Below are 25,093 nucleotides of genomic sequence, written 5' to 3' on the forward strand. Positions count from 1 at the left end.
CGCCAAGCGCACGCAGGAGCAGCCGAGCGTAGGCTCGGCTCTCCAGGAATTACGCCACCGGCGGGACGTCGGGGACCTCGACCTGCTGCACCGGCAGGGTCACCATCATCACCGTCGGGTCGTCCGGGTCCAGCCTGGTCTTGAAGCCCAGGCTCTGGCACATCGCCAGCATGGTGCTGTTCTCGCGCAGCACCTGGCCTTCAACCACGTCCAGGCCCAGCCACTTGGCGTACTCGATCATGATCGCCATCAGGCGCCAGCCGATGCCGTGGCCCTTCAGGTCCGAGCGGATCAGGATGCCGTACTCACCACGGTGGTAATCCGCATCGGCGTGCAGGCGCACCGCGCCGAGCATTTCACCGCTGCGTGGCTCGATCGCTACCAACGCGATCGAGCGTGCGTAGTCGAGCTGGGTCAGGCGCGCGATGAATTCGTGGCTGAAGTGCTTCACCGACTGGAAGAAGCGCAGGCGCAGATCTTCGTCGCTGACGCGGGCGAAGAACGCGCGGAACAGCGCATCGTCCTCCGGCCGCACCGGGCGCACGAAGGCACGGCCACCGTCGGACAGTTCGATGGTGCGCTCCCACTCCTTCGGGTACGGGAACACCGAGAAGCGTGGATGGCCGCGGCCCTTGTGCAGGATGCGCGACGGCGCCACTGCCACGCGCGCGTCAAGGGCGAGGATGCCCTTGCTGTCGACCAGCAGCGGATTGATGTCCAGCGTGCGCACTTCGGGAATATCGGCGGCCAGCTGCGCCAGCTTGACCAGCGCCAGCGCCAATGCGCGCTCGTCGGCGGCGGGAACATCGCCGTAGGCCTTGAGGATGCGCGAGGCGCGGGTCTGGCCGATCAGCTCGTGGGCCAGGCGCAGGTCCAGCGGCGGCAATGCCAGCGCCTTGTCGTTGATCACTTCGACGGCAGTGCCGCCACGACCGACCACGATCACCGGACCGAACGTTGCGTCATCGGCAATGCCGACGATCAGCTCACGCGCCTTCGGGCGAACAATGGTCGGCTGCACCAGCAGGCCATCGATGCGTGCGTCCGGCCGCAGCTGGCGCGCACGCGACAGGATCGCGTTGGCCGCGCTCTGCACCGCCGGCAGGGTGGACAGGTTGAGGCGCACACCATCCACTTCGGACTTGTGCGGGATATCCGGCGAGAGGATCTTCAGTGCGACCGTAGCGCCGCGTTCCAGCAGCGGCTGCGCCAGGTCCATCGCCTCGTGCGCATCGCGCGCATGCATCACCGGCGCGGAGGGAATGCCGTAGGCCTTGAGCAGTTCATGCGTGGCCAGCGGGTCCAGCCACTGCTGGCCATTGGCCAGCGCCGCATCGACCAGCGCCCGCGCGGCCGCCGCATCGACACTGAAGTCCTGCGGCAGGCTGGGCGGGGTTTCCATCAGCGCGCTCTGCGCTTCGCGGTAGCGCACCAGATGCTGGAAGCCACGGACTGCTTCAGCCTCGGTCGGATAGGTCGGCACCCGCGCCGCGTTGAGCGTGGCGGTGGCCTGGTCGTCGTTGCCCAGCCACACCGCGAACACCGGCTTGTCGCGATGATGGCGGGGGCGTAGGCCAAGCGTGCGGGTGAGCGCCTGCGCGGCGTCTGCGGACGAGGTGAATGCGGTCGGCACGTTGACCACCATCACCGCGTCATTCTCGTTGTCGGCCAGCAACGCTTCGATGGCCGAGGCATAGCGGTCGCCATCGGCGTCGACCACGATGTCGACCGGATTGCTGCGCGACCAGCCCTGCGGCAACACCGCGTCGAGCTTCTCGATCGTGCTGTCGGACAGGTTGGCCAGCGTGCCACGCAGGGCGATGAGCTGGTCCACCGCAAGGCGACCGACACCGCCACCATTGCTGAGGATGGCCAGGCGGCGGCCGGGGAAGGTGCCCAGCCGGCCCAGCGACTCGGCAGCGGTGAACAGTTCGTCGAGCGCGCTGACGCGCAGCAGGCCGGCGCGGTTGAAGGCCGCACCGTACACATCATCGGCGCGGGCCAGGGCCTGCACATGGGTATCGCGGCTGCCCGGCTGCACGCGCTCGGCGCGGCCAGACTTCACCACCACCACCGGCTTGGCGCGCGCGGCAGCACGCGCGGCCGACATGAACTTGCGCGCGTCCTTGATCTGCTCGACATAGAGCAGGATGGCGCGGGTGCGGTAGTCGGTGGCGAAGTAGTCGAGCAGGTCGCCGAAGTCGACATCCATGGTGTCGCCCAGCGAGACCACGGCGGAGAAGCCGACCGAGCGCGCCACGCCCCATTCCACCAGTGCGGCGGCAATGGCCGAGGATTCGGAGATCAACGCAAGGTCGCCGGCCTGCGGGAAGTGCGCGGCGATGCTCGCGTTGAGACGTGCATGCGGCGCAATCACGCCCAGGCAGTGCGGGCCGAGGATACGCAGGCCGTGCTTGCGGGCCACTGCTTCCACCTGCGCCGACAGCGAGCCGGGGCCTTCACCCAGATGCGCGGTGAGGATGATCGCCGCCTGCACGCCGCGTTCGGCGGCAGTGCGCACCACCTGGGGAACGATCGCCGCCGGCGCGGTGATCACCACCAGGTCGGGCACCCAGTCCAGGTCCTTCAAGCGCTTGACCGTGCGGATGCCATCGATCTCGGCATGCCGCGGGTTGATCCACGCCACCTTGCCGGGGAAGCCGGTGCCACGCAGGTTGCGCATCACCGCGCGGCCGGCCGAACGCTCACGCGGACTGCCGCCGATCACCGCGACCGACTGCGGACGGAACACGGACTGCAGGTGGTAGGTACTCATGCGCCTACGGTACACGCACCAGCGCATCGGGCGCATGATCCAGCGCAAAAAAGGGGACGGAGGGGATTAAGTCGTTTAAGGCATCTGAGGCACAAACGACTTAATCCCCTCCGTCCCCTTTTTGTTACAGCAACGTGCCGTGCAGGATCATCGCGGCGATGCTGAAGTAGATCACCAGGCCGGTCACGTCCACCAGGGTGGCCACGAACGGGGCCGAGGCGCTGGCCGGGTCGAAGCCAAGCCGCTTGAGGATGAAGGGCAGCATCGAGCCGGACAGCGAACCGAAGGTGACGATGCCGATCAGCGCCGCGCCGATAGTGATCGCCAGCAGGATCCAGTGCTCACCATAGTCGTGCAGGCCGCCCAGCTGCCAGATCACGATGCGCACGATGGCCAGGCAGCCCAGGATGGCGCCCAGTACCATGCCGGTCGGGATCTCGCGCAGGGCCACCTTCCACCAGTCGCGCAGGCGCAGTTCGCGCAGCGCCAGGCTGCGGATCAGCAGCGAGGTAGCCTGCGAACCGGAGTTGCCGCCTGAACTCATGATCAGTGGGATGAACAGGGTCAGCACCACCGCACGTGCCAGTTCGTCTTCGTAATGCTGCATCGCGCTGGCGGTCAGCATTTCACCCAGGAACAGCACGCTCAGCCAACCGGCGCGCTTGCGCAGCATCTCGAGGAAGCCGATCTGCATGTACGGCTTGTCCAGCGCCTCCATGCCGCCGAACTTGTGCGCGTCCTCGGTGGATTCCTCGATCAGCGCGTCGAGCACGTCGTCCACGGTGACGATGCCCAGCATCTGCTGCTGCGCATCGACCACCGGGATCGCCAGCAGGTCGTGGCGGCGGATCAGCCGCGCCACCTCTTCCTGGTCCATCAGCGCGTCCACCGTTACCGGCGGGTTGACCTGGGCCACGTCCAGGATCGATTCCTCAGGAAGGCCGGTAATCAGCCGGCGCATGGTCACCACCTGCTGCAGCTGTTGGCTGGCGGGATCCAGCACGTAGATCGCGTACACCGTTTCGCGGGTGCGCTCGACCTGGCGGATGTGCTGCAGGGTCTGCGCCACGGTCCAGCTGGCGGGCACTCCCACGTACTCGGTGGTCATCAGCGCGCCAGCGGTGTTGGGCGGGTAGCTGAGCAGCTTCTGGATGGCCTGGCGGGCGTCGGTGCCCAGCAGCGGGATCAGCCGCGCGCGCTCGTCCTCGTCCAGCTCGTGGACGATGTCGGTGGCGCGGTCATCGGCCATCAGCCCAAGCAGGGCGGCGGCGCGGGCCGGCGGCAGCACTGCCACCAGCTCACCGCTGCGCTGCAGTTCGGGCGCTTCGAGCATCTTCACCGCACGCGGCAACGGCAGCGCGGCCAGCGTTTCGGCGGCGCGGGCCAGTTCCAGCGTGTTGAGGAATTCCACCGCGTCGGCGGTGTTGTAGTTCGCCAGCGGCGCGGCCAGTGCGGCGGCATCGGCCACCGGGCGCAGCAATTGCTTCTGGTTCATCGGTTTTGCCTTGTGGGGGTGCGACCTCGCGCAACGCCAACGCAGGCAAACCGTCCCGATGTCAGGCGGTGGCCATCGCTGGCGTCGAACGAGGTCGACTTCTACTGTCGCTGGACATGGGTTGGGGACTCCGGGATGCGTGTGCCGACGGACGCGCCGCCAGCGGCGGGCAGTCTGGACCCCTGGGCCATGCAGGTCAACCCGGAAGCCCTGCTGCGAGCCACGGCCCCACCGGTTGTTCTCGTCCGTACACAGGCCGGCGCGCATAATGCTGCGGTGGCGCTCGCCACGCTTTCCCCCACCCGAACGGACGCACTGCGGGCTTCCCCGATGACCAGGTATTCCCATGCATAGCGGTGGTCTGGAACTGGCCCTGGTGCTGCTGCTGGCGGCGGTCATCGCCGTGCCGGTGTTCAAGAAGTTCGGCTTCGGCGCGGTGCTGGGCTACCTGGCGGCCGGCGTGGTGCTGGGCCCGGATGGGCTGGGCTTCGTGCAGGATGCCGACCGCATCCTTGGCGCAGCCGAAATCGGCGTGGTGATGCTGCTGTTCGTGATCGGCCTGGAGCTGTCACCGGCACGCCTGAAGGTCATGCGGCGCTCGGTGTTCGGCGCTGGTGCGGCGCAGGTGGCGCTGTCCGGGCTGGTGCTGGGCGGCCTGCTGCTGCTTGACCATTTCCAGTGGAAAAGCGCGCTGGTGGTGGGCGTGGCACTGGCCCTGTCGTCCACTGCGGTCGGCCTGCAGCTGCTGTCCGAGCACAAGGCGATCAACAGCGACCATGGCCGGCTGGGTTTCGCCATCCTGCTGTTCCAGGACCTGATCGCGATCCCGTTGCTGGCGGCCATCCCGCTGCTGGGCGGGGTGAAGAACGAGACCCTGCGCATCGAGGATGCGATGGTGGCGCTGGGTGCGCTGGCGGTGGTGATCCTGTGCGGGCGACCGGTGCTGCGCAGGGTGTTCAGCATCATCGCGCGCACCCGCAGCCCGGAAGTGTTCACCGCCACCGCCCTGCTGGTGGTGCTCGGCACCGCCTGGTTCATGCAGGAAGCCGGCCTCAGCCCCAGCCTGGGCGCGTTCCTGGCCGGCGTGCTGCTGTCCGATTCGGAGTTCCGGCACGAACTGGAAGCGCAGATCGAGCCGTTCAAGGGCCTGCTGCTGGGCCTGTTCTTCATCGCCGTGGGCATGGGCATCGACCTCGACCGCATCGCTGCCGAGCCATGGCTGATCGCTGCCGGCGTCGCGATCCTGCTGGTGGTCAAATTCAGCCTGCTGTACGTGATCGGCCGCATCGCCCGGCTCAGCTCACGGCAGTCGCTGCTGCTGGGCAGCGTACTGTGGCTGGGCGGCGAGTTCGCCTTCGTGGTGTTCAACGAAGCGCAGCGCGCGCACCTGCTGGGCAACGCCAACCACGACCGCCTGGTGGCGATTGTCGGCCTGTCGATGGCGATCACCCCGCTGCTGATGATCGCGCTGCTCAAGCTGCTCGGCCAGGAAAAAGCCACGCCACGCACGGCGGCCGAGGCTGACAAGGTGGCGCCGGACAACCGGCCCAAGGTGCTGATTGCCGGCATGGGCCGCTTCGGCCAGGTGATTGCGCGCCTGCTGACGGCACAGAAGGTGCCGTTCGTGGCGCTGGAGGCGAACCCGGACACGGTGGCCGACCTGCGCCGTTTCGGCAACCAGTTGTACTACGGCGACCCGACCCGGCCGGAGATGCTGCGCGCTGCGGGCGGCGAGCACATTGATGTGTTCGTGATCACCGTGGACGACCCGGAGACCAACCTGCGTGCGGTACGCATGGTGCGCCGGCTGTACCCGGACGCGAAGGTGCTGGCGCGTGCACGCAACCGCCAGCATGCATGGCGCCTGATGGACATGTCGGCCGAGCCGTTCCGCGAAGTGTTCGGCACCAGCCTGGAGATGAGCGGCCGCGTGCTGACCGCGCTGGGCCTGGCACCGGAGGTGGCCGAACGTCATGTGCAGCGCTTCCGCGAACACGACGAACAGCTGCTGCGCGACCAGTATCTGGTGTACGACGACGAGGCCGCCGTGATCCAGACCTCGCGCGATGCACGCAACGACCTGATGCACCTGTTCGAGGCCGACGCGGAAAGCGACGACAAGTAGGCGTGCCGACCCATGGTCGGCACCCACCACAGGTTGCGGTAGTGCCGGCCGCTGGCCGGCAAGCCAGGGATCCCCGAGGTTTCAGGAGGATGCCGGCCAGCGGCCGGCACTACCCTTTGGCCTCGGGATCAGCCGTTGTCGCGCAGGAACCGCGCCATCGACGAAACGCCCGGCACGCGCGGTTCGAACTCGCCGGCAACGTCGATGAAGCCGCGCATCACCGCGATCTCGCGCGGGCTGCGGTTGAGGCTGTCGCGCACTTCCGGATCGGCACCTGCGCGCAGCAGGCGCTGCACCAGCAACGGCAGCCCATGCAGCGCAGCCAGGTGCAGCGGGCCGAAACCGCGCGGATCACGCACGTCCAGGCTCACATCCTCGTCCAGCAGGCGCTCCACTGCCGCCATCACCACCTGCTCATCGCAGGCGGTGCCCGGCTCGGCGCGCGCGCCCAGCAGCAACAGCAGCGGCGTGACCGAACCGGCCGCGGCCTGGTCCGGTTCGGCCCCGGCCAGCAGCAGGGTGTCGAGCAGGGCCAGCAGGCGCGAGCGGTCACGGGCACTGAAGCCGTACAGCGCGGCACAGTGCAGCGGCCCCAGCTGCTGCGCGTCACCGGCATGCACGTCGGCACCCGCAGTGAGCAGGCGCGCGACGATGTCCGGCAGGCCCAGCGCCGAGGCTAGCATCAGCACCGTCACGCCACCGGGCAGGCGGTGTTCCAGCTTGGCACCTGCATCGAGCAGGGCCGACACGATGTCCACCTGGCGCATGCTGACCGCCGCCGACAGCGGCGTCGCACCACTGGCTGCGGCATGTTGCGGATCCGCACCACGCGCCAGCAGCAGGTCGGTCACTGCCAGGTGGCCACCACCGGCCGCACGCAGCAGCGCGGTGCAGCCCTGTGCGTCGACCGCATCGACGGCGAATCCCAGATCGATCAGGCGGCGCACCGCGTCCACGTCACCGGCCATCGCGGCAGCCGGCAGATCGGCCTCACGCAGGGTGCGGCGTGGCAACGGCCACACCCGCCAGTCCAGCCAGTCGGCCAGATCGCGGCGACCGATCGACAGCGCCACGCCCAGCGGCGTCTGGCCGTCGGCGGCACGTGCTTCCGGCGAGGCACCATGCTGTACCAGCAGCTTCAGTGCACCTTCGCGGGCCAGTGCGGTGGCCAGATGCAATGCGGTCATGCCATGGCTGTCGCGCGCTTCACGATCAACGCCAGCCTTGAGCAGGGCCTGCTGCAGGCGCAGCCAGCCCAGGCGCACCGCCAGCGACAACGGCGGGTCACCGGCCGGCGAGGCGGCGAACGGATCGGCGCCACGTTCCAGCAGTTCCAGCGCCAGCTGTTCCAGGCCACGGGCAGCCTGGTCATGCTGTGCGCAGGCAGCCAGGAAGCGCGCCAGGCCACCCCGGCCAGCCGGCGACAGGCCACGCTGCAGCATCACCTGCAACGCAGGCACCGCATCGATGCCGCGCGACAGCAGCGCGAACATCGGGGTGTCGGCGCAGGCATCGCGCACATAGGGATCGGCACCGTGGGCCAGCAGCCAATCGACTGCGCGCGGCTCCAGTGCCAGTTCCGGATCGAGCAACAGGCCGCCCAGCTCTTCCGGCTGGCACAGCCTGGCCAGCGCGGCCATGCCTTCGGTGTTGCCGAAGCCCAGCGCTTCGCGCAGCAGGGTCAGCGGCGGACGGTCCGGCAGCAGGCCGCTGGCGCTGGCGGCTTCGCCGCGCTCGGCCAGGCCATCACTGACGGCGGCCGGCAACGGATAGGACGGGTCCAGCAGGGCGACGATCGCCCAGCGGCCGGCTTCAGCAGCGTAGTCCACCGCGCGGCGGCCGACCGGATCGGCGGCGTCGGCAGCGATGCCCAGTTCGACCAGGCGCTTGATCAGCAGCGGCGAGACATCCTCGGCCATCGCCGCCAGCTGCACCGCATTGCGGCCTTCGCCGTCCACCGCGACCAGGTCCGGCTTGTGCGGCAGCAGGTGCTCGACCACGGCGGCGCGGCCGGCACGGGCCGCTTCCAGCCACGGCGTGCGCCCCAGTGCATCGCGCGCTTCCAGATTGGCGCCGGCGCCGAGCAGCACGCCGATGATCTCGACGTGGCCGGCCAGGGCCGCCTCGTGCAGCGCACTGCGGCGCTGGCGATCACGCGCATCGGCCCGTGCCTTGTGCTTGAGCAGCAGCTGCACGCCGGCCGGATCATCGTCCTCGGTGGCGGCGGCGGCCAGCAGCACCGGGGTGCCTTCGGCCGGTTCGCTGCGTGCACCGCGTTCGAGCAGGAAACGGGCCAGGCGCCAGTTGCCGACCTGGCAGGCCACCGCCAGCGGCGACCAGCCATCGCGGTTCAGCGCATCGACTTCGGCAGCAGCATCGCGCAGCAGCGCAGCCACACCCGGGTCGGAACTGCGTGCGGCATGGTGCAGCGGGGTGTTGCCATCACCGTCGGTGGCGCGCGAATCGGCGCCGTTGGCAAGCAGGGTCATCACCGCTTCGGGGCGGCCATGCCAGCTGTCGCGGGTCGCGGCCAGCAGCGGAGTCATGCCCCGGTGCGGCGCATTCACATCGACGCCACGGGCAATCAGTTCGCGCAGCAGGCGCAGGTCCGGAAGCACCGCGGCCAGCACCGCCAGGCTGCGCTGGTCACGCCAGTTCGGATCCGGCAGCGCATAGGGATCGGCACCGGCCTGCAGCAGCTGCAGGGCTCGATCGATACGGCCCTGGCGGGCGGCTTCATACAGCGCCGGTGTCAGTTCCTGCGGCGCCATGGCCTCCAGCGGCACGGTTTCGGCTGCCGCCGGGAACATCGGTTCGTGTTCAGCGCTGGACGCTGCCAACGGGCTGGACCGCAACGACACCAGCGGCGCGGGCGCGACCCGCTGCAGCAGCAGGTGCAGCACCGGCGACAGCAGCATGACCGCCAGCGCGGCGGGCCAGCGTGCGCTGTCCGGCAACAGGCCCGGCCAGGCCGGCAGCACCACCAGTGCGGCCACGCCGATGACCAGCGCGGCCACGCCGAGGCCACGCCAGGCGGTCAGGTCGCGCCCGGCCAGGGCCTGCCAGTGCTGGGCCAGGCTGCCATCGAGGCGTTCGACATCGTTCCACAACGGCCAGGTGCGCCAGGCCGCCAGCAGGCCGGCACTGACCAGCACGCTCAGGCCGAGCACCGCCGCCAGGCTGCCGCTGTCACGCAGCGCCGCGAGCGGCCAGGCCAGCAGCAGCGCCAGCAGCAGCGGCGCGGCCGCCCACAATGCCAGCAGTGCCGGCAGGTCCTGGCGGGCGACCACCTTCAGCGGCAGCAGCGCGCGGCTGCGGCGCCACCACGATACCGCCAGCGCGAACGCCGGCTGCGCCAGTGCGGCAAGGATCGCGCCAGGAATGCCGCCCACCGCGGCGCCCAGCGCCAGCACGGCCCCCACGGCGAAGGCGATCGACAGGGCGCGTGGACGGGAGGTGTCAGTCATAGTGGCGCGGCATCAGGCTGGCCACCGACGGCGGCACCTGCAGGTAGAACCCGCGTTCGATCATTTCGCTGCGGACCTTTTCGGGGTCGGCCTGGGCCAGGCGGCGCTGGGCATCCAGGGCAACCTCCAGGACGAAGGCAAGCGTACCCAACGAGGTGAGCAGCGGCGCGGGCAGCGCGCTGAAATCATCGCGTCGGGGAACGTAGACGTAGGTGTCCGGCTTGAGTTGGCTTTTATAGACGTAGGCGTGCATGTCCGCGGGACGATAACCCGGGAAGAGCCATGATTGTGTCGGAAAGCCGACACCGGGGAAAGCCGTCAGCCGACGATGGCGGCGCGATCGGCGGCGTTTCCGCTGCGGGGTTCAGCAATGTGGCGGCGACGTTCAGCCAACGCCGCCGCCACGCGGGCGCTTACTTGACCTTGGCGTAGGTGCCCTTCAGCGCGACACCGGCGAGGATGGTGCCGGCGTAGCACTCGTAATTGGTGCTGCTCTTGAACTCGTTCTTCTTGTAGTAGCTGACGATGTCGACCACGGCATTGGCGCCGCGCGACTTGGCGCCGTCCTGCAGCGCGCGCAGTGCCGACAGCGCGACCCAGCGGCAGGCCTCGGCATCGCTCTTGTTGGCGGCGTTGGTCTTCTTGTTGGTCACATCTTCGCCCAGGCGCTGCTGCACGCTGACCGGCTGGCCGGCCAGGTAGAAGCGCACGCTGCCGTCGATACCGGCATCACGCGCGGCCTGTGAGTTGACCAGCTCCTGCAGCGGCTGCTCGACGCGGGTATCACGGGCCGAAGCGGTGGAAGTCAGGGCCAGCAGCGCGGTGGCAGTGGCGATCATGAGAGTGCGGCGCATCGAAACATCTCCTTGTCGAGGGTGCAGGGGTAACGGGAACAGTGCGGTGGGGCGGTGGATCACTCGCTCCAGCGGCGGAAAACCAACGAAGTGTTGATGCCGCCGAAGGCGAAGTTGTTGCTCATCACGTACTCGGCCTGCAGTTCGCGGCCTTGCCCGGTGATGAAGTCGAGCTGGCCACAGCGCGGATCGACCTCGGCCAGGTTCAGGGTCGGCGCGAACCAACCAGCGCGCATCATCTGGATGCTCAACCAGGCTTCAAAGGCGCCGCAGGCACCCAGCATGTGGCCGACATAGCTCTTCAGCGAGCTGATCGGCACGCGGCTGCCGAACACCTGCGCGGTGGCCTGGGTCTCGGCGATGTCACCGTGATCGGTGGCGGTGCCGTGGGCATTGACGTAGTCGATCCGTGCTGCGTCCAGGCCAGCATCCTCCAGCGCCAGGCGCATGGCCTGGGCCATGGTGTCGGCGCTGGGCTGGGTGACGTGCTGGCCATCGCTGTTGGTGCCGTAGCCGACCACCTCGGCCAGGATGGTGGCACCACGCGCCTGCGCGTGCTCCAGGTCTTCCAGGATCAGCGTGCAGGCGCCCTCGCCCAGCACCAGGCCATCACGGCCGGCATCGAACGGGCGCGGGGTGGTCTGCGGCGCATCGTTGCGCACGCTGGTGGCGAACAGGGTGTCGAATACCGCCGCGGCGGTGGCATCGAGCTGCTCGGCACCGCCGGCCACCATCACCGTCTGCTTGCCGCTGCGGATCGCTTCATAGGCCGCGCCCACGCCCTGGCTGCCCGACGTGCAGGCGCTGGAGGTGGTGTAGACGCGCCCGGACAGGCCAAAGAACACGCCGATGTTGACCGGCGCGGTGTGGCTCATCATCTTCAGGTAGGTGGTGGCACTGATGCCTTCGGTGGTGAACTCGTTGAGCATGCGCCCGAATTCACCGGTAGCCTCGTGGCTGCCGGACGAGGACCCGTAGGCCACGCCGGTACGGCCACTGCGCAGCACCGGATGCTCGTGCAGGCCGGCTTCGCGCAGCGCCACCTCGGTGGCGCGCACCGACATGATCGCGACCTTGCCCATCGAGCGGGTGGTCTTGCGGTTGTAGTTCGGCGGCAGCTCGAAGTCCTGCGCCGGCGCGGCCAGCTTGGTGTTCAGCCCTGCATAGACATCCCACTCGGGCATCGCGCGCACCGCATTGCGGCAACTGCGCAGGTGCGCCTCGATGGTCGGCCAGTCGTGGCCAAGCGGGCTGATGGCGGCGGCACCGGTGACCACCACGCGACGATCGGCGGCCATCAGAGCATGCCCCCGTTCACCGAGATCACCTGGCGGGTGATGTAGCCGGCCGGTTCGGACAGCAGGAACGCGACCGTGGCCGCCACTTCGTCGGGACGGCCGACGCGGCCTGCGGGAATCAGCTTGAGCGCGTGTTCAACCACTTCGTCGTTGAGCATTTCGGTCTCGATCAGGCCCGGGGCCACGCAGTTGACGGTGATCTGGCGGCTGGCCAGTTCCAGCGCCAGGGCCTTGGTGGCCCCGATGATGCCGGCCTTGGCGGCGCTGTAGTTGACCTGCCCACGGTTGCCGGCCAGCCCGGACACCGACGACAGGGTGACGATGCGGCCCGGCTTGCGCCGGCGCACCATCGGCATGATCAGCGGATGCAGCACGTTGTAGAAGCCATCCAGGTTGGTGTGGATGACCTGGTCCCAATCGTCCGCTGACAGCGCCGGGAAGGCGCCATCACGGGCGATGCCGGCATTGCAGACCACGCCGTAGTACGCGCCGTGCGCTTCGACATCGGCCTCCAGCGCGGCCCGTGCCGCATCGCGGTCGGCCACGTCGAATACCAGCACGCGGGCCTGCTGGCCCAGTGCCTGGATCTCGGCCACCACGGCCTGTGCCTCTTCCACGCGGCTGCGGCAATGCACCACCACGTCGAAGCCGTCACGCGCGATACGCAGCGCGATGGCCCGGCCGATGCCCCGGCTGGCGCCGGTCACCAGCACGCTTCGATTCCCTGTCATGCCTGTCCACTCTCCAGATAGGCCATCGCGTCGGCCGGTTCGAACACCGACACGTTGGCTGTCGCCCATTCTTCCTCACCTGCCAGGATGCGGCAGGCGAACATCCCCAATCCATTGTCGCCCAACAGCTCGCAGCGCGCCTGTACGCGCAGCCGCGAACCGCTGGGGAAACTGCTGCGCAGGCTGCTGTAGCGGCGGCTGCCGAGCAGGAAGCCCAGCTGCGGCGGCCTGCCGGCCGCGCGCGCACGGCAACCGGCCCAGGCCGCGATGGCCTGTGCCATGTATTCGATGCCGACCCAGGCCGGCACCTGGCCGTCCTCGACGAACAGGCCTGCCGCGGGCACCACCAGTTCGGCCTCGATGGCGTCCTGGTCCCACTGCGTGATGCACTCCAGCAGGCACATGTCCTGACGATGCGGCACCACGTCCTCGATCGCGTACAGCGTGTTCATCGACGCTCCAGTGCCAGCACGGCATTGCTGCCGCCGAAGGCGAACGAATTGCTCAGCACCCGCCGCGGCGGCTGCGCCAGGCGGGTGGCCGGTGCCACCAGCGGCAGCACCGGCAGTGCGGGGTCGGCCACGCCGTCCCACCAGTGCGGCGGCAGCTGCTGCTGCGGGTTCTCGGCCAGCAGGATCCAGCACAGCGCCGCCTCGATCGCACCGGAGGCGCCCAGCGTATGGCCGGTCAACGGCTTGGTCGAACTGGCCGGCACGTGGTTGCCCAGCACCTGCGACACCGCCAGGCTTTCCATCGCATCGTTGTGGCCGGTCGCGGTGCCATGCAGGTTCACGTAGTCCACTTCGTCGGCAGCCCAGCCGGCACGCAACAACGCCTGCTGCAGGGCGTCGATGGCCCCCAGTCCCTGCGGGTCGGGGGCGGACATGTGGTGCGCGTCGGCCGACTCGCCCCACCCGGCCAGGCAGACCGGACCCGGTTCGCGGGTGAGCAGGAACAGCGCGGCACCCTCACCGATGTTGATGCCGGCACGATGCTGCGAGAACGGATTGCAGCGCAGGGCCGAGACTGATTCCAGCGCGCTGAAGCCGGCCACGGTGAAGCGGCACAGCGAATCGGCGCCACCGGCGATCACCGCATCGACGATGCCGGCGCGCAGCATGCGCGCGGCCGACATCAGCGCCTTGGCGCTGGACGAGCAGGCGGTGGACAGGGTCCATGCCGGCCCCTGCGCGCCACTGCGCTGGCGCACGAACTGCGCGGCAGTACCCATTTCCTGCTGGGCGTAATCGAAACCCTGCGGCCACTGGCCCTGTTCGGCGTGGCTGCGCAATGCCTGCTCGGATTCACCGATGCCCGAGGTGCTGGTGCCCAGTACCACCGCCACGCGCTCGGCGCCATGGCGGGCGATGGCGGCGGCCACGGCCGGTGCGATCTGTGCCAGCGCCACGTCCAGCAGAGCGTTGTTGCGCCCGCGCAGGGCCACTGGCAGCTCATCCAGCGTCGGCAGCGGCGTGCGTACTTCTCCCAGTGCCAGGGTGCGTCCCGGCAACAGGCTGTCGTTGTCGCTGAGCCCGCCCGGCACGTCGGCGAACATTGCCGACGTCACCGCGGCCCGGCCATCGCCGAGCGCACAGACCACCCCCAGGTCGTTCAGGTAGATCGGTGCACTCATCGGTCCGGCCCGGCCATGTCGATCGATTCGATGCGCAGCGCATAGCCTTCGGCGCGGTTGTCCAGCTGCACGCTGCCATCGTCCATGCGCTGCAGCTGCAGCCACACCGTGCCGTCGCGCGACAGGCTGCGCTGATGGCCATCGTCACTGACCTGCCAGCCGGCCGGCAGCGCGGCGGCAATGGCCGCAGTCGGCCACAGCGCGAACTGCAGGTCATCCAGCACGCGCTCGGCGCGCACCTGCGGCGGCAGCCATGGCGCGCGTTGCTGGGTCAGCTGCTGGCCGTCCCATTGCAGGCGCACGCCGGTCTGGCCCATCGCCTGCACGGCCAGCTGCACCTGCTGGGCATCGGCTTCCAGCAGAGCGTCGAGGTCGCGCTCATGCGTGCCGAACCGGAAATGCAGCTGCTGCTGCAGCGCCAACGGCGCCGGCAGGCTGGCCGGCGACAGGCGCAGCGGCGGCAGTTCCACCTGCGGCTTCGGCATGCGGCCGGCACAGGCGGCCAGCAGCAGGCACAGCAGCCATGCCGCAGTACGGGCGATCACGCGCTGCACAGCTGCTCCAGCACGCGCATGCGGCGGCCGCTTTCGTCGGCCACGTACGGGTTGTTGGTGTCCCAGGCGTAGCCGGCCAGGATGGAACTGATCATGTCGCGTACTTCAGGCTGCTGCTGCGGGTGGTAGATGATCTTCTGGAAGCCACCTTCGTACCAGCTTTCGACGAAGCGGCGGAAGGTCTTCACGCCAGCACGCAGCGGGATCGAGAACCCGGCTTCCCAGTCGACGGTTTCACCGGCATAGCGGCGCGCCAGGCACTCGCTCGCCAGCTGCGCGGACTTGAAGGCGATGGTGACGCCGGAGGAGAACACCGGGTCGAGGAACTCGCCGGCATTGCCCAGCAGGGCGTAGCCCGGGCCCCACAACGAACTGACGTTGGCCGAGTACCCGGTGATGCGGCGCACCGGCAGCACCGCCCATTCGGCGTTGGCCAGCAGCCGGGCCAGGTTGGGATCCTCGCCGACGATGGCCTGCAGTTTCTGCAGGTCGTCGCCCTCGTAGCGTTCGAAGAACGACGGCTCGGCCACCACGCCCAGCGAGCAGCAGCCGTTGGAGAACGGGATCGTCCAGTACCAGACGTCGATGTGTTCGGGGTGGGTGGTGATCAGGATCTTGTTGCGATCAAAGTCCGCTTCGGCCGGAATGTTGTCGCGCACGTGGCAGAAGATCGCGCCGCGCACCGGGAAGTTGGACGGCGATTCCAGCTGCAGCAGGCGCGGCAGCAGGCGCGCGAAACCGGACGCATCGAGGATGAAATCGGCCTCGATGCGGTACTCGCTGCCATCCGGGCGGCGCACGGTCACCGCCGGCTGCTCCCCCGCTTCGACCGACAGCACTTCATCACCGAAGCGCAGCGTGGTGCCCATGCGCTCGGCACCGCGCGCCAGCACGTTGTCGAAGTCGGCGCGCTGCACCTGGTAGGTGGTCCCCCAACCCGGCGAGAACTTCTTCCTGAAGTCGAACGCAGTGCGTGCCTCGCCATGCACGAAGGCGGCGCCGTTCTTGTGCTGGAAACCCGCTTCGACCACGTCCTGCAGCAGGCCGGCGGCCTCGATGTACTCCATGCTCTGCGGCAGCAGGCTTTCGCCGATGGAGAAGCGCGGGAACTGCTGGCGCTCCAGCATCAGCACCTGGCGGCCCTGCTGGCGCAGCATCGCCGCAGCCACGGAGCCGGCCGGGCCGGCGCCGATTATCAGGATTTCAGTGCGTTCGACAGCATCCACAGCAGTAGTCATCGGTGCGTCCTTGTTGCTCGATCAAGTAGAAAGAAGGAAGTCGGAAAACAGGCTCAGGCCGGCGGCAGATCGTGCGGCGGCGGCCGGAACAGCGGCGAGATCAGCCAGACCAGGCCGATGCCGAACAGCAGGGTCAGGCCGAACGCGCGCAACGCCGGGGTCTGCGACAGGCCCAGCAGGCCGAACGACAGCCAGGTGCTGGCCGCGCCCACGCACACCGCCAGCCAGGCACTGGCATCGCCGCGGTGCTCGATCAGGAAGATGCCGTAATCGATACCCATGCCCAGCAGCAGCATCAGTGCCAGCACGTTGAACAGCTGCAGCGGCTGGCCGAACAGGCCCAGCAGGCCCAGGGTCAATGCACCGGCAACCAGGGTCGGCGCGAACACGCGCCAGGCCTGGCGGCGGTAGCGCAGCCACAGCGCGCCGAACACCAGCACGATGCCGACCAGCAGCAGCCCACCCATCAGCTTGCGGTAGTGGCCCAGCAGCTGCGAGAAATCGGCAGTGCGGTCCACCCAGCGCACACCCGGCAGGCCCTCGGCCGCCCCACGCAGGGTGGTCAGCGCATCGGCGCGCGACAGGTCATCGACCATCACCACGCTGATCATCTGCCCGCCGACCTCACCCACCCACAGGTGACGGAACGGCTGCGAGGCCGGCGAGGCCAGGAACGCTTCCGCGGTCAGCGGTGCAGCGGCGAAGTCCGGGCGCGGCAACGGTTCGCCGACTGCATCGGACACCGCATCCAGCACGCCCGGTTCCACCTTCGCGGTCAGCGCGGCATCGGCCTGCTGGCGCGCCGGCGACGGCAGCCAGTCGCTGATCGCGCGGTAGCCACCGATGCGCTGGTCGTGGGCGAGCGAACGCAGGCGTTCGGTCAGTGCCTCCTCGCGCTGCAGCAGCTGCGCGGCATCGGCGCCCTGCACGAGATAGAACTGCGCGGGGCTGGGCATGCCCAGCAGCTGGCTCAGGCGGATCTGCTGGGCCATCAACGCCGGCGGCGAAGACTGCAGGCTGCGCAGGTCGTCGTTGCTGTGCAGGCGGGCAATGCCGATGGCAGAGAACGCCAGCGCAACCAGCACGAACACCGTCACCGGGCGACGGCCATGCAGCCGCGGGAAACGCTCCAGCGTGTTGCCCAGCCACTGCGAGAAACGGGTCTGGCGGATCTCGCCGCCATCCAGCCACGGGAACCAGAAGATCACCGTAAGGAAGGCGGCGGCCAGCCCGACCACCGAGAACAAGGCCATCTGGCGCAGGCCCGGGAACGGCGCCAGGCCCAGCGCCAGGTAGGCCAGCGCGCTGGTCAACAGGGCCAGCCACAAGCCCGGCAACAGGTGCCGCAGCAGTTTCCAGCGGCGATCGGCCGGTTCGGCCTGGCGCGAGGCGAACCAGTGGATGCCATAGTCCTCGGCCACGCCCACCAGCGATGCACCGAACACCAGGGTGAGCACGTGCACCTTGCCGAACACCAGCACGGTCACCGCCAGCGCCACGCCACAGCCGATCAGCAACGACGCAGCGACCAGCAGGATCGGCCGCAGCGAACGGAACGCCAGCCACACCAGCAGCAGCACCGCGGCCAGCGAGCCCCAGCCGATCGTGTTGATCTCCTGGTTGGCCTGCACCGCGGCTGCCTCGGCGTGCAGCGGCACGCCGGCATGCAGGATTTCCAGCTCCGGCGCTGCCGCCCTGGCGGCCTGCCCGGCACGTTCCAGCAGGCCATCAAGATGGCGCTCACCGTCAAGCTGGAACGCCGAACCCGGCGTATCGAACTGCAGCGCGGCCCAATGCTTGCCCTCGGCTTCGAGCAGGCCGTCATCACCCAGCCGCAACCCCGAACCCTGGGCCTGCTGCTGCCACCATTGCGGCCACAGCGACAGCGGATCCTGGCGCCAATCGGTCAGGCGCGGCGCGCCCATCGGGCCGTACAGCGCGGCCAGCGCCTGCTCGGCCAACGCGCCCGGTTCGCTGCCCTGCAGCTGCTCGCGCTGGGCCGGCGTCAGCAGGCGGTCGCGGTACGGCGCGTAGAACGCGCGCGCCTCATCGAACCAGCCTTCGATCGAACCACTGGGCACCAGCAGTGCATGGTCGGTGTCCTTGGCCATGGCCGCAGCGAAGGCCGCCTGCGCGCGCTTGGCGGCGCCGCCGTCCTTGCTGCCCAGCAGCACCACCACCTGCCGCGAGCTGCCGTCGGCGATGCGCCGGGTGACGTCGCTCAACAGGCGGTCGTGCGCATCCTGCGGAAGCAGGGCGAGGATATCGGTGTCGATCCGCGATTGCTGGCTCCACAGGCGCCACTGCTGCGCGCCCATCACCAGCAGCAGTACCAGCCAGGCGATACCCAGCCAGTGCCACCAGCGCCGCAAGCGGTCCGGTGCGTTCGATGCCACGGCCTCACTCAAAGCGGCGGGCCTCGTCGGCGGTGAGCGTGGCCGGCGCTTCGCTCAATGCGCTGAACCGGATCTGGGTGCGGTCCTTGTTGGCCTCGACGATCTCGACCTGGCGCACGTAGCGGTCACCCTGCAGGGTCAGCGACTGGAAGGCCTTGGCCAGCATCGCCGACTTCGGTGTCAGGCGCAGCTGCCAGCCCTGTCCTTCCCGGCTGGCCGCCACGTTGAACTGGCTGGACAGCGCCTGCACGTCACCACTCATCAGCGCGAACATGATCGCGTTCACCGAACGCATCGCCGGCTGCTGCCGTGCATCGAGCTCGACGCGGGTGCTGCCATCGCGCTGGCGGCTGAGGATGCGGTCGGCGGTGACCACCACCTCGGAGGGGAACGGCTTGAGCGTGGTCCAGATCACGCCGTGCTGGCGCGCGACCACGAACTGGCCCTGCGAGCGCAGCGGGTTCTTGAAGCCACTGACCTGCTTTTCCTGGCTGAACTGGCCACGCAGCACATCCGGCCGCGCCACCGCCTGGGTGATCGCATCGATGGCCGGGGCGGCCGCCTGCACCAGCGGCGCAACCAGCAGCAGCAAGGCGCACAGCAGTGCACGCGCGAAACGGTTGGCAAGGTTCATGGCGCAGGCACTCCCAGGCGCTCCCACAGCACCGGCGGGCACTGGTACAGCATTTCCTTGCTGGCCGCGTCCACCGCAACCTGGATGGTCATCGCGCGGGTCAGCACCTGGCCGCTCTGCGCGTCGACGATTTCGTACTCGATCTTCAGCCGGTTCTCCCATTCCACGATGCGCGCGATCACGCGCAGCGCCTGGTTGAACAGCAGCGGGCGCACATACTTCACCCGTGCATCGACCACCGGCCACAGGTAGCCCGATTCGAGCATCTGCGGGTAGTCGTAGTCGTAGCGCCCGAGCAGCGCGCAGCGCGCGATCTCGAAGTACTTGAAGTAGTTGCCATGCCAGACCACGTTCATCGGATCGCAGTCATGGAAGGCGGGGGTCAACGCAATCTCGCCAACCCGTTCGATGGCCTCATTCACCGGCATACAGCTCCCAACGTTGCGCGCGGATCTCCACCAGCAGTTCCCGCAGTTCGCGATCCAGCGCGCGGTCTTCTTCAACCAGGGCGATGCGCTGCCCCAGGTCGGCGTACATGTCGGCCAGACTGCCATGCAGCTGCGCGTTCAGGCCAACCCGTTCGCGCAGCGCCAGGCCCTGGCGGGCAGCGATCAGCATGGCGGCCACCACCTGTTCAGTCAGCTCGATCACGCGCAGGCAGTCGCGCGCGGCGATCGTGCCCATGCTGACCTTGTCCTGGTTGTGGCATTCGGTGGAACGCGAGAACACGCTGGCCGGCATGGTCTGCTTCAGTGCTTCGGCGGTCCAGGCCGAAACGCTGATCTGCAGCGCCTTCAGGCCATGGTTGATGGCCGCGCGCGGGCCGGTGGCCGCCGACAGGTTGGCCGGCAGGCCATGGTTGTAGCGGGCATCGACCACCAGTGCCAGCTGGCGGTCGAGCAGATCGGCCACGTTGGCCACGGTGTTCTTCAGGGTGTCCATCGCCAGCGCGATGTGGCCGCCGTAGAAGTGGCCGCCATGCAGGATGCGCTCACCGTCGGCATCGATCAGCGGATTGTCGTTGGCGCTGTTCAGTTCGGTTTCGATCAGCTGGCGCAGGAACGGCAGGCTGTCCTCCAGCACGCCGATCACATGCGGCGCGCAGCGCAGCGAATAGCGGTCCTGCAGGCGCTGTTCATTGCGTGGCGGACGCTCACTGTGCAGGTCGCTGCGCAGGCGCGCGGCGATGCGGCCCTGGCCCGGGTGCGGCTTGGCCGCGAACAGGGTTTCGTCGAAGTGGTGCGCGTTGCCGTCGCTGGCCAGCACGTTGAACGCGGTCAGGCGCGTGGCCATGCGTGCCAGGTAGTCGGCGCGCTGCCAGGCCAGGCAGGCCAGGCCGGTCATCACGGCGGTACCGTTCATGATTGCCAGGCCTTCCTTCGGCCGCAGCTTCAGCGGGGTCATGCCGATCTTCGCCAGCACCCCGGCCGCCGGCTGCACGCGACCCTCGTGCAGCACCTCGCGCTCTCCGCACAGCACCGCCGCCACGTAGGACAGCGGCGTCAGATCGCCGCTGGCACCGACCGAGCCTTCGGCCGGAATCATCGGCAGCACGTCGTGCTGCAGCAGCGTGGCCAGGCCTTCCAGCAGCGGCACACTGACGCCGGACATGCCGCGCACCAGCGACGCCAGGCGCGCGGCCAGCACCGCACGGGTCTCGACCGGATCCAGGTAACGGCCCAGGCCGCAGCCATGGTAGGTGTACAGGTGGTGCGGCAGTTCAGCCACCAGTGCCGGCGGGATGTTCACCGTGCACGAATCGCCATAGCCGGTGGTCACGCCGTAGATCACGCCGTCCTCGCGCAGCAGGCGGTCGAGGAAGTCGGCACCACGCTGGATGTGCGCGCGGAACGCCGGCGCGTCGCTCAGCGCGGCCTCGCACTGGCGCTGGGCCAGGGCAACCACGTCTTCGATGGTCAACGGTGCATCGCCAAAGCGGCACACGGGTACGGCGTCAGTCGTCATGCGGAGCCTGATCCCAGAAGGGGAAGAAATTGAACCAGTCCAACGGGGACTGGATGACCTGGAGTTCCAGCCAGCGCGCGAAGCGCTGTGCCTGTTCGGCCAGTGCTGCGTCGCGCGAGCCACGTGGCAGCACGATGCGTTCGGCGAATTGTTCAAATGCCACGCGATAGCCCTCGCCCTGGTGCAGGCAGGCCATGGTGTAGACCGGACAACCCAACGCAGCGGCGAGCACATAGGCACCGATCGGGAACGGCGCGCGGTGGCCAAGGAAATCGGCGGTGACGCTGCGCCCTCCCTGCACCGGTGTACGGTCGCCGACGATGGCGACGAAGCCACCTGCCGCCACGCGCTCGGCAAGCATCACCGCGGTGGCCGGCCCCATTTCGGTCACCTGCACCAGCTCCACCGCGGCCAGCGGGTCCAGCCGCTGCAGCAGGCGGTTGAAGCGCTGCGCATGCGCGGTGTGCACCAGCACGGTGATGCGGAAACCCGGCACCTGTTCGGCAAGCACCTGGCACAGTTCCAGGCAGCCGATGTGCGCGGTGAGGATCAGCCCGCCTTCGCGGCGCGCGATCTTCTGCAGCACCAGGTCGCGATGCAGGTGGATGCGCTCGGCCGGATAGCGCCCGCCCAGGCCGAGGATCTTGTCCAGCATCGTATCGGCGAAGGCGAAGAAGTGGCGCAGGCTGTCGCGCCGGGTCGGCGTGCGTCCCAGCACGCCGCTGTACGCCTGCAGCCGCTGCAGGTACTGCATCGAGGCCTGGCGCCCGACGCGGTTGCCCAGCCAATGGCAGGCCACCACCGGCCACACGCACAGGCGGAACGGCCAGCGCCCGAACCAGCGGTGCACCCAGCACAGGAACAGCACGCCGGCCACCGACGTGGATTCGCCGATGTCGGCCCAGTGCGGGGCGTCCTGCGTGGTCGCCATCTCAGCGCTGTCCCTGCAGGCGGCGCCACAGCAGGCGCGGAGCGCGCCAGAGCATGCCGAAGAACAGGCGGGTGTGCATGCGGCTGATGCGCACGTTGTCGCGCCACACATCGAAGTGCGACACGCCATCGGCAGGATAGGTCACGCGCGTGGCCAGGTGCTCGACCGGCAGCTGGCGCCAGTACAGGCGCACCATCACTTCAGTATCGAAATCCATGCGCCGGCCGATGGTCTCTTCACCGATCAGGCGCAGCACCGGCGGCAGTGGATACACGCGGAAGCCGCACATGGTGTCGCGCAGGTGCAGCGACAGCGTGTTGATCCAGACCCAGATGTGGGTCGCGTAGCGGCCATACAGGCGCGCCTTGGGAACGCTGGCGTCGTAGGCCGGAATGCCGCAGATCACCGCATCGGGATGCGCGCATGCGGCCTCGATGAAGCGCGGCAGGTCAGCGGTATCGTGCTGGCCGTCTGCATCGATCTGCAGCACGTGGCTGTAGCCACGCGCACCGGCTTCGGCAAAACCGGCCAGCATTGCCCCGCCCTTGCCCTGGTTCACGTCCAGGCGCAGCAGGTCCACGCCCTGGCGCTGTGCCAGCGAACGCAGCACCGTCGCACAGGACGCACGCGAACCATCGTCGACCAGCAGGCAGGGCAGGCCGGCGGCCTGCACGCCATCGACCACCGCCACGATGGCTTGCTCGTGGTCGTAGACGGGAATCACCACCAGTGGCGCGAACGCGGCACCGGCGACGGCCGGGTCAGTCCGCATCAGCGAAAACCACCTTGCCGCTGGCATGCACGCCGTGGCTGGAGGTGTAGCGGAAGGCCAGCACGTTGCGTGCGGCATCCCAGTCCAGCTGCAGGGTCAGCTCATCGCCCGGGCGGGCCACATGCTGGAACTTCACTGCGTCCATGCGCAGGAAGCCGGCCGGCATCGCGAACGCCTGGCGGCCGAAACGCACCGCCCAGTCCAGCTGCGCCACGCCGGGCAGGATCGCCGCCTGCGGGAAGTGGCCCTGGAATGGCCGCAGCGCCGGGTCGAGGGTCATGCGCAGCGTGGCGCTGTCAGCATCGCGGTGATCCCAGACCGGCACCGGCATCAGTGGCTGGAACAGCGCCGCCAATGCCGCCTGGGTCACCTTGCCCTGCGCGTTGATCGGCAAGGCCTGCACCAGGCGCCAGCGGCGCGGCCGGGTCACCGCGTCGTGCGCATGCGCCAGGCGCGCGCCGAGGCGTTGGCCCAGCGCACGGCGCGCGGCGTCGCCGCCGTCCAGCAGCGCCGGATCGGCCGGCACCACCACGGCGGCCAGCTGCTCGCGCTGCCCCGCCAGCACCAGCACGCGCACGTCATCCACTTCGGCGTCTTCGCGCAGCGCGCGTTCCAGCGCATCCAGCGAAACGCGGCGCTCTTCGATCTTGACGATACGGTCGGCGCGTCCCAGCAGGCGGAAGCGGCCATCGGCCAGGGCTTCAACGCGGTCCTGGGTGCGCCACCAGCCGGGGGTTTCCAGATGTGCCGAGGCGACCGCCAGGCAGCCGTCGTCGATCCGCCATTGCACACCCGGCAGCGGCTGCCACGGCGGCAGGTCGGTGTCCCAGCGACGCCAGGCGATACCGCCGGTCTCGCTGCTGCCATAGACCTCGGTCGGGGCCACGCCCAGCCACTGCCGCACCTGCCGCGCCGCGTCTTCCGGCAGCGGGCCACCGGAGGAGAACACCGCGCGCAGGCGGCCATGCAGGCTGGCCCAGTCAAGCTGCTCGGGCAGGCGCTTGAGGTGGGCCGGCGTCGCCACCAGCACCGTATCGGTACCGGCCAGCGCGCCCACCAGGTCTTCGTGGAAGAAGCGGCGCGGATGGATCAGGCGACCGGCGGCCAGCGGCCACAGCACGCGGAACAGCAGCCCGTAGATGTGCTGGTGGGACACCGTGCCATGCACCTGCACCCCTTCCATCTGTGCGCCGAATGCGTCCTGCAGCGCTTCCACCTCGCGCGCCAGCTGGTCCAGGCGCTTGCCGATGGCACTGGGCTGGCCGGTACTGCCGGAAGTGAACACGCACAGCTCGCAGGCGCGCTCGTCCAGCGTCTGCAGTCCGTCGTCACGCCCGGCGTCCGGTGCAGCCAGCGGGTGGTAATCGGCGCAGACATCACCCGCGAAACCGCTCACCTGCGGCTGCAGTGCCTGCAGCGTGGCCGGCAGGTTGTCAGCCGCCAGGAACACCCGCTTGCCGGCATGCCAGGCACCGAACAGCGCTGCGGCGAAGGCCACGGCATCATCGAAGTACAGGGCCCAGTCGCGGCCTTCGGCCGCCGCAAAGGCGGCGCGCCAGTCCAGCACGCGCTGCCGGAAGCTGGCGTGGTCGACCACGTGGCCATCGCAGAGGCCGACGACGCGCTGCGGCCGTGCCTCCAGCAGCAACCGGTCCAGGGCAATCCACTCAGCCATGCGCGTGCGCCGCCTTCACCCGCCGCCGCACCAGCCACTCACCTGCGAACAACACGCCCATCATCACGTACGCCAACAATCCGTTGTAGAGCATCCAGACCCGGTCCGACGCATACAGCGCGGTCAGCAGGGCCAGGCTGCCGTTGAGAACGAAGAAGCCACACCATACCTGGGTGACGCGGCGGGTATAGGCCACCGCGAACGGGGGCAGGTCCGGCTCCTGCAGCCGCGCCAGGCGCTCCACCAGCGGCGGCCCGAAGCGCAGGCTGGTACCGAACACCGCCAGCATCACCGCGTTGACCAGCGCCGGGTACAGCTTCAACGGCAGGGCCTGGTTGAGCACGGTGGCCAGCACCGCCAGCAGGCCGGTGCCGGCCGCGGCAGCCCACCACAACGGCTGGCGCGTGCTCAGCGCACGCAGCAGGGCCAGGGTGAACAGCAGCAGCGACAGCCAGCGCGGCTCGAAACGGCCCATCGCCAGGTACACCAGCAGCGGGTAGGCAAGCGAAATCGCTGCCACCACGACGGTACGTGCGCGAGCCATGGCGA

The 25,093-nt window shown here is 69.0% G+C and carries 20 protein-coding genes; 1 reads left to right on the forward strand and 19 read right to left on the reverse strand.

Translation table 11 applies throughout. The features are described 5' to 3' along the window. Nucleotides 1-49 precede the first annotated feature (49 nt). Nucleotides 50-2,776 carry a bifunctional acetate--CoA ligase family protein/GNAT family N-acetyltransferase gene (locus B9Y64_RS17955; protein ID WP_100441869.1) on the reverse strand — a complete coding sequence of 909 codons (2,727 nt, stop codon included), beginning with the start codon at nt 2,774-2,776 and terminating at the stop codon, nt 50-52. Nucleotides 2,777-2,900: 124 nt separating this feature from the next. Further along, nucleotides 2,901-4,271: a magnesium transporter gene (gene mgtE / locus B9Y64_RS17960; protein WP_100441870.1), complete on the reverse strand. Its 1,371-nt coding sequence runs from the start codon at nt 4,269-4,271 to the stop codon at nt 2,901-2,903. A gap of 346 nt (nt 4,272-4,617) precedes the next feature. Here mgtE and B9Y64_RS17970 point away from each other — a divergent pair, with 346 nt between their 5' ends. Then, nucleotides 4,618-6,396, forward strand: a complete 1,779-nt coding sequence (locus tag B9Y64_RS17970) for a monovalent cation:proton antiporter-2 (CPA2) family protein (protein WP_100441871.1) — start codon at nt 4,618-4,620, stop codon at nt 6,394-6,396. A gap of 128 nt (nt 6,397-6,524) precedes the next feature. Here B9Y64_RS17970 and B9Y64_RS17975 read toward each other — a convergent pair whose 3' ends face one another. From B9Y64_RS17975 to B9Y64_RS18055, 17 genes are all read right to left on the reverse strand, one after another. After that, a complete protein-coding gene (locus B9Y64_RS17975) occupies nt 6,525-9,863 on the reverse strand; it encodes an ankyrin repeat domain-containing protein (protein ID WP_100441872.1) in 3,339 nt (1,112 codons plus the stop codon). Beyond that, nucleotides 9,856-10,116 (reverse strand): YcgL domain-containing protein, encoded by a 261-nt coding sequence (locus tag B9Y64_RS17980; protein ID WP_100441873.1) that lies wholly within the window; start codon nt 10,114-10,116, stop codon nt 9,856-9,858. Before B9Y64_RS17980 ends, B9Y64_RS17975 begins: the two co-directional genes overlap by 8 nt. A 160-nt stretch (nt 10,117-10,276) precedes the next feature. Beyond that, the gene (locus B9Y64_RS17985; RefSeq protein WP_100441874.1) at nt 10,277-10,717 is read right to left on the reverse strand and encodes an excinuclease ATPase subunit; all 441 of its coding nucleotides are present in this window, start codon (nt 10,715-10,717) and stop codon (nt 10,277-10,279) included. Nucleotides 10,718-10,776: 59 nt separating this feature from the next. Next, a complete protein-coding gene (locus tag B9Y64_RS17990) occupies nt 10,777-12,015 on the reverse strand; it encodes a beta-ketoacyl-ACP synthase (protein WP_100441875.1) in 1,239 nt (412 codons plus the stop codon). Then, nucleotides 12,015-12,746, reverse strand: a complete 732-nt coding sequence (locus B9Y64_RS17995; RefSeq protein ID WP_100441876.1) for a 3-ketoacyl-ACP reductase FabG2 — start codon at nt 12,744-12,746, stop codon at nt 12,015-12,017. The genes B9Y64_RS17990 and B9Y64_RS17995 overlap by 1 nt, the downstream gene beginning before the upstream one ends. Continuing rightward, nucleotides 12,743-13,198 (reverse strand): hypothetical protein, encoded by a 456-nt coding sequence (locus B9Y64_RS18000; protein ID WP_100441877.1) that lies wholly within the window; start codon nt 13,196-13,198, stop codon nt 12,743-12,745. The genes B9Y64_RS17995 and B9Y64_RS18000 overlap by 4 nt, the downstream gene beginning before the upstream one ends. Next, nucleotides 13,195-14,379, reverse strand: a complete 1,185-nt coding sequence (locus tag B9Y64_RS18005) for a beta-ketoacyl-[acyl-carrier-protein] synthase family protein (protein WP_100441878.1) — start codon at nt 14,377-14,379, stop codon at nt 13,195-13,197. The genes B9Y64_RS18000 and B9Y64_RS18005 overlap by 4 nt, the downstream gene beginning before the upstream one ends. Then, nucleotides 14,376-14,933 carry a DUF3261 domain-containing protein gene (locus B9Y64_RS18010; protein ID WP_100441879.1) on the reverse strand — a complete coding sequence of 186 codons (558 nt, stop codon included), beginning with the start codon at nt 14,931-14,933 and terminating at the stop codon, nt 14,376-14,378. The genes B9Y64_RS18005 and B9Y64_RS18010 overlap by 4 nt, the downstream gene beginning before the upstream one ends. Further along, the gene (locus B9Y64_RS18015) at nt 14,921-16,171 is read right to left on the reverse strand and encodes an NAD(P)/FAD-dependent oxidoreductase (protein WP_100441880.1); all 1,251 of its coding nucleotides are present in this window, start codon (nt 16,169-16,171) and stop codon (nt 14,921-14,923) included. The genes B9Y64_RS18010 and B9Y64_RS18015 overlap by 13 nt, the downstream gene beginning before the upstream one ends. Nucleotides 16,172-16,224: 53 nt before the next feature. After that, nucleotides 16,225-18,579 carry an MMPL family transporter gene (locus B9Y64_RS18020; RefSeq protein WP_100441881.1) on the reverse strand — a complete coding sequence of 785 codons (2,355 nt, stop codon included), beginning with the start codon at nt 18,577-18,579 and terminating at the stop codon, nt 16,225-16,227. Further along, nucleotides 18,572-19,201 carry an outer membrane lipoprotein carrier protein LolA gene (locus B9Y64_RS18025; protein WP_100441882.1) on the reverse strand — a complete coding sequence of 210 codons (630 nt, stop codon included), beginning with the start codon at nt 19,199-19,201 and terminating at the stop codon, nt 18,572-18,574. Before B9Y64_RS18025 ends, B9Y64_RS18020 begins: the two co-directional genes overlap by 8 nt. Then, a complete protein-coding gene (locus B9Y64_RS18030) occupies nt 19,198-19,629 on the reverse strand; it encodes an acyl-CoA thioesterase (RefSeq protein WP_014038931.1) in 432 nt (143 codons plus the stop codon). The genes B9Y64_RS18025 and B9Y64_RS18030 overlap by 4 nt, the downstream gene beginning before the upstream one ends. Continuing rightward, on the reverse strand, nt 19,616-21,166 hold the full coding sequence (locus tag B9Y64_RS18035; RefSeq protein WP_100441883.1) for an HAL/PAL/TAL family ammonia-lyase: 1,551 nt from the start codon (nt 21,164-21,166) through the stop codon (nt 19,616-19,618). Before B9Y64_RS18035 ends, B9Y64_RS18030 begins: the two co-directional genes overlap by 14 nt. Continuing rightward, the gene (locus tag B9Y64_RS18040) at nt 21,156-22,097 is read right to left on the reverse strand and encodes an acyltransferase (RefSeq protein WP_100441884.1); all 942 of its coding nucleotides are present in this window, start codon (nt 22,095-22,097) and stop codon (nt 21,156-21,158) included. The genes B9Y64_RS18035 and B9Y64_RS18040 overlap by 11 nt, the downstream gene beginning before the upstream one ends. A 1-nt stretch (nt 22,098) precedes the next feature. Beyond that, nucleotides 22,099-22,869, reverse strand: a complete 771-nt coding sequence (locus tag B9Y64_RS18045; protein ID WP_100441885.1) for a glycosyltransferase family 2 protein — start codon at nt 22,867-22,869, stop codon at nt 22,099-22,101. Further along, on the reverse strand, nt 22,859-24,544 hold the full coding sequence (locus B9Y64_RS18050; protein WP_100441886.1) for an AMP-binding protein: 1,686 nt from the start codon (nt 24,542-24,544) through the stop codon (nt 22,859-22,861). Before B9Y64_RS18050 ends, B9Y64_RS18045 begins: the two co-directional genes overlap by 11 nt. After that, on the reverse strand, nt 24,537-25,088 hold the full coding sequence (locus B9Y64_RS18055; RefSeq protein WP_032954654.1) for a membrane protein: 552 nt from the start codon (nt 25,086-25,088) through the stop codon (nt 24,537-24,539). The genes B9Y64_RS18050 and B9Y64_RS18055 overlap by 8 nt, the downstream gene beginning before the upstream one ends. Between the last annotated feature and the right edge of the window lie 5 nt (nt 25,089-25,093).

The sequence above is a fragment of the Stenotrophomonas maltophilia genome, from assembly GCF_002799245.1.
GTDB classification, from domain to species: domain Bacteria; phylum Pseudomonadota; class Gammaproteobacteria; order Xanthomonadales; family Xanthomonadaceae; genus Stenotrophomonas; species Stenotrophomonas maltophilia_S.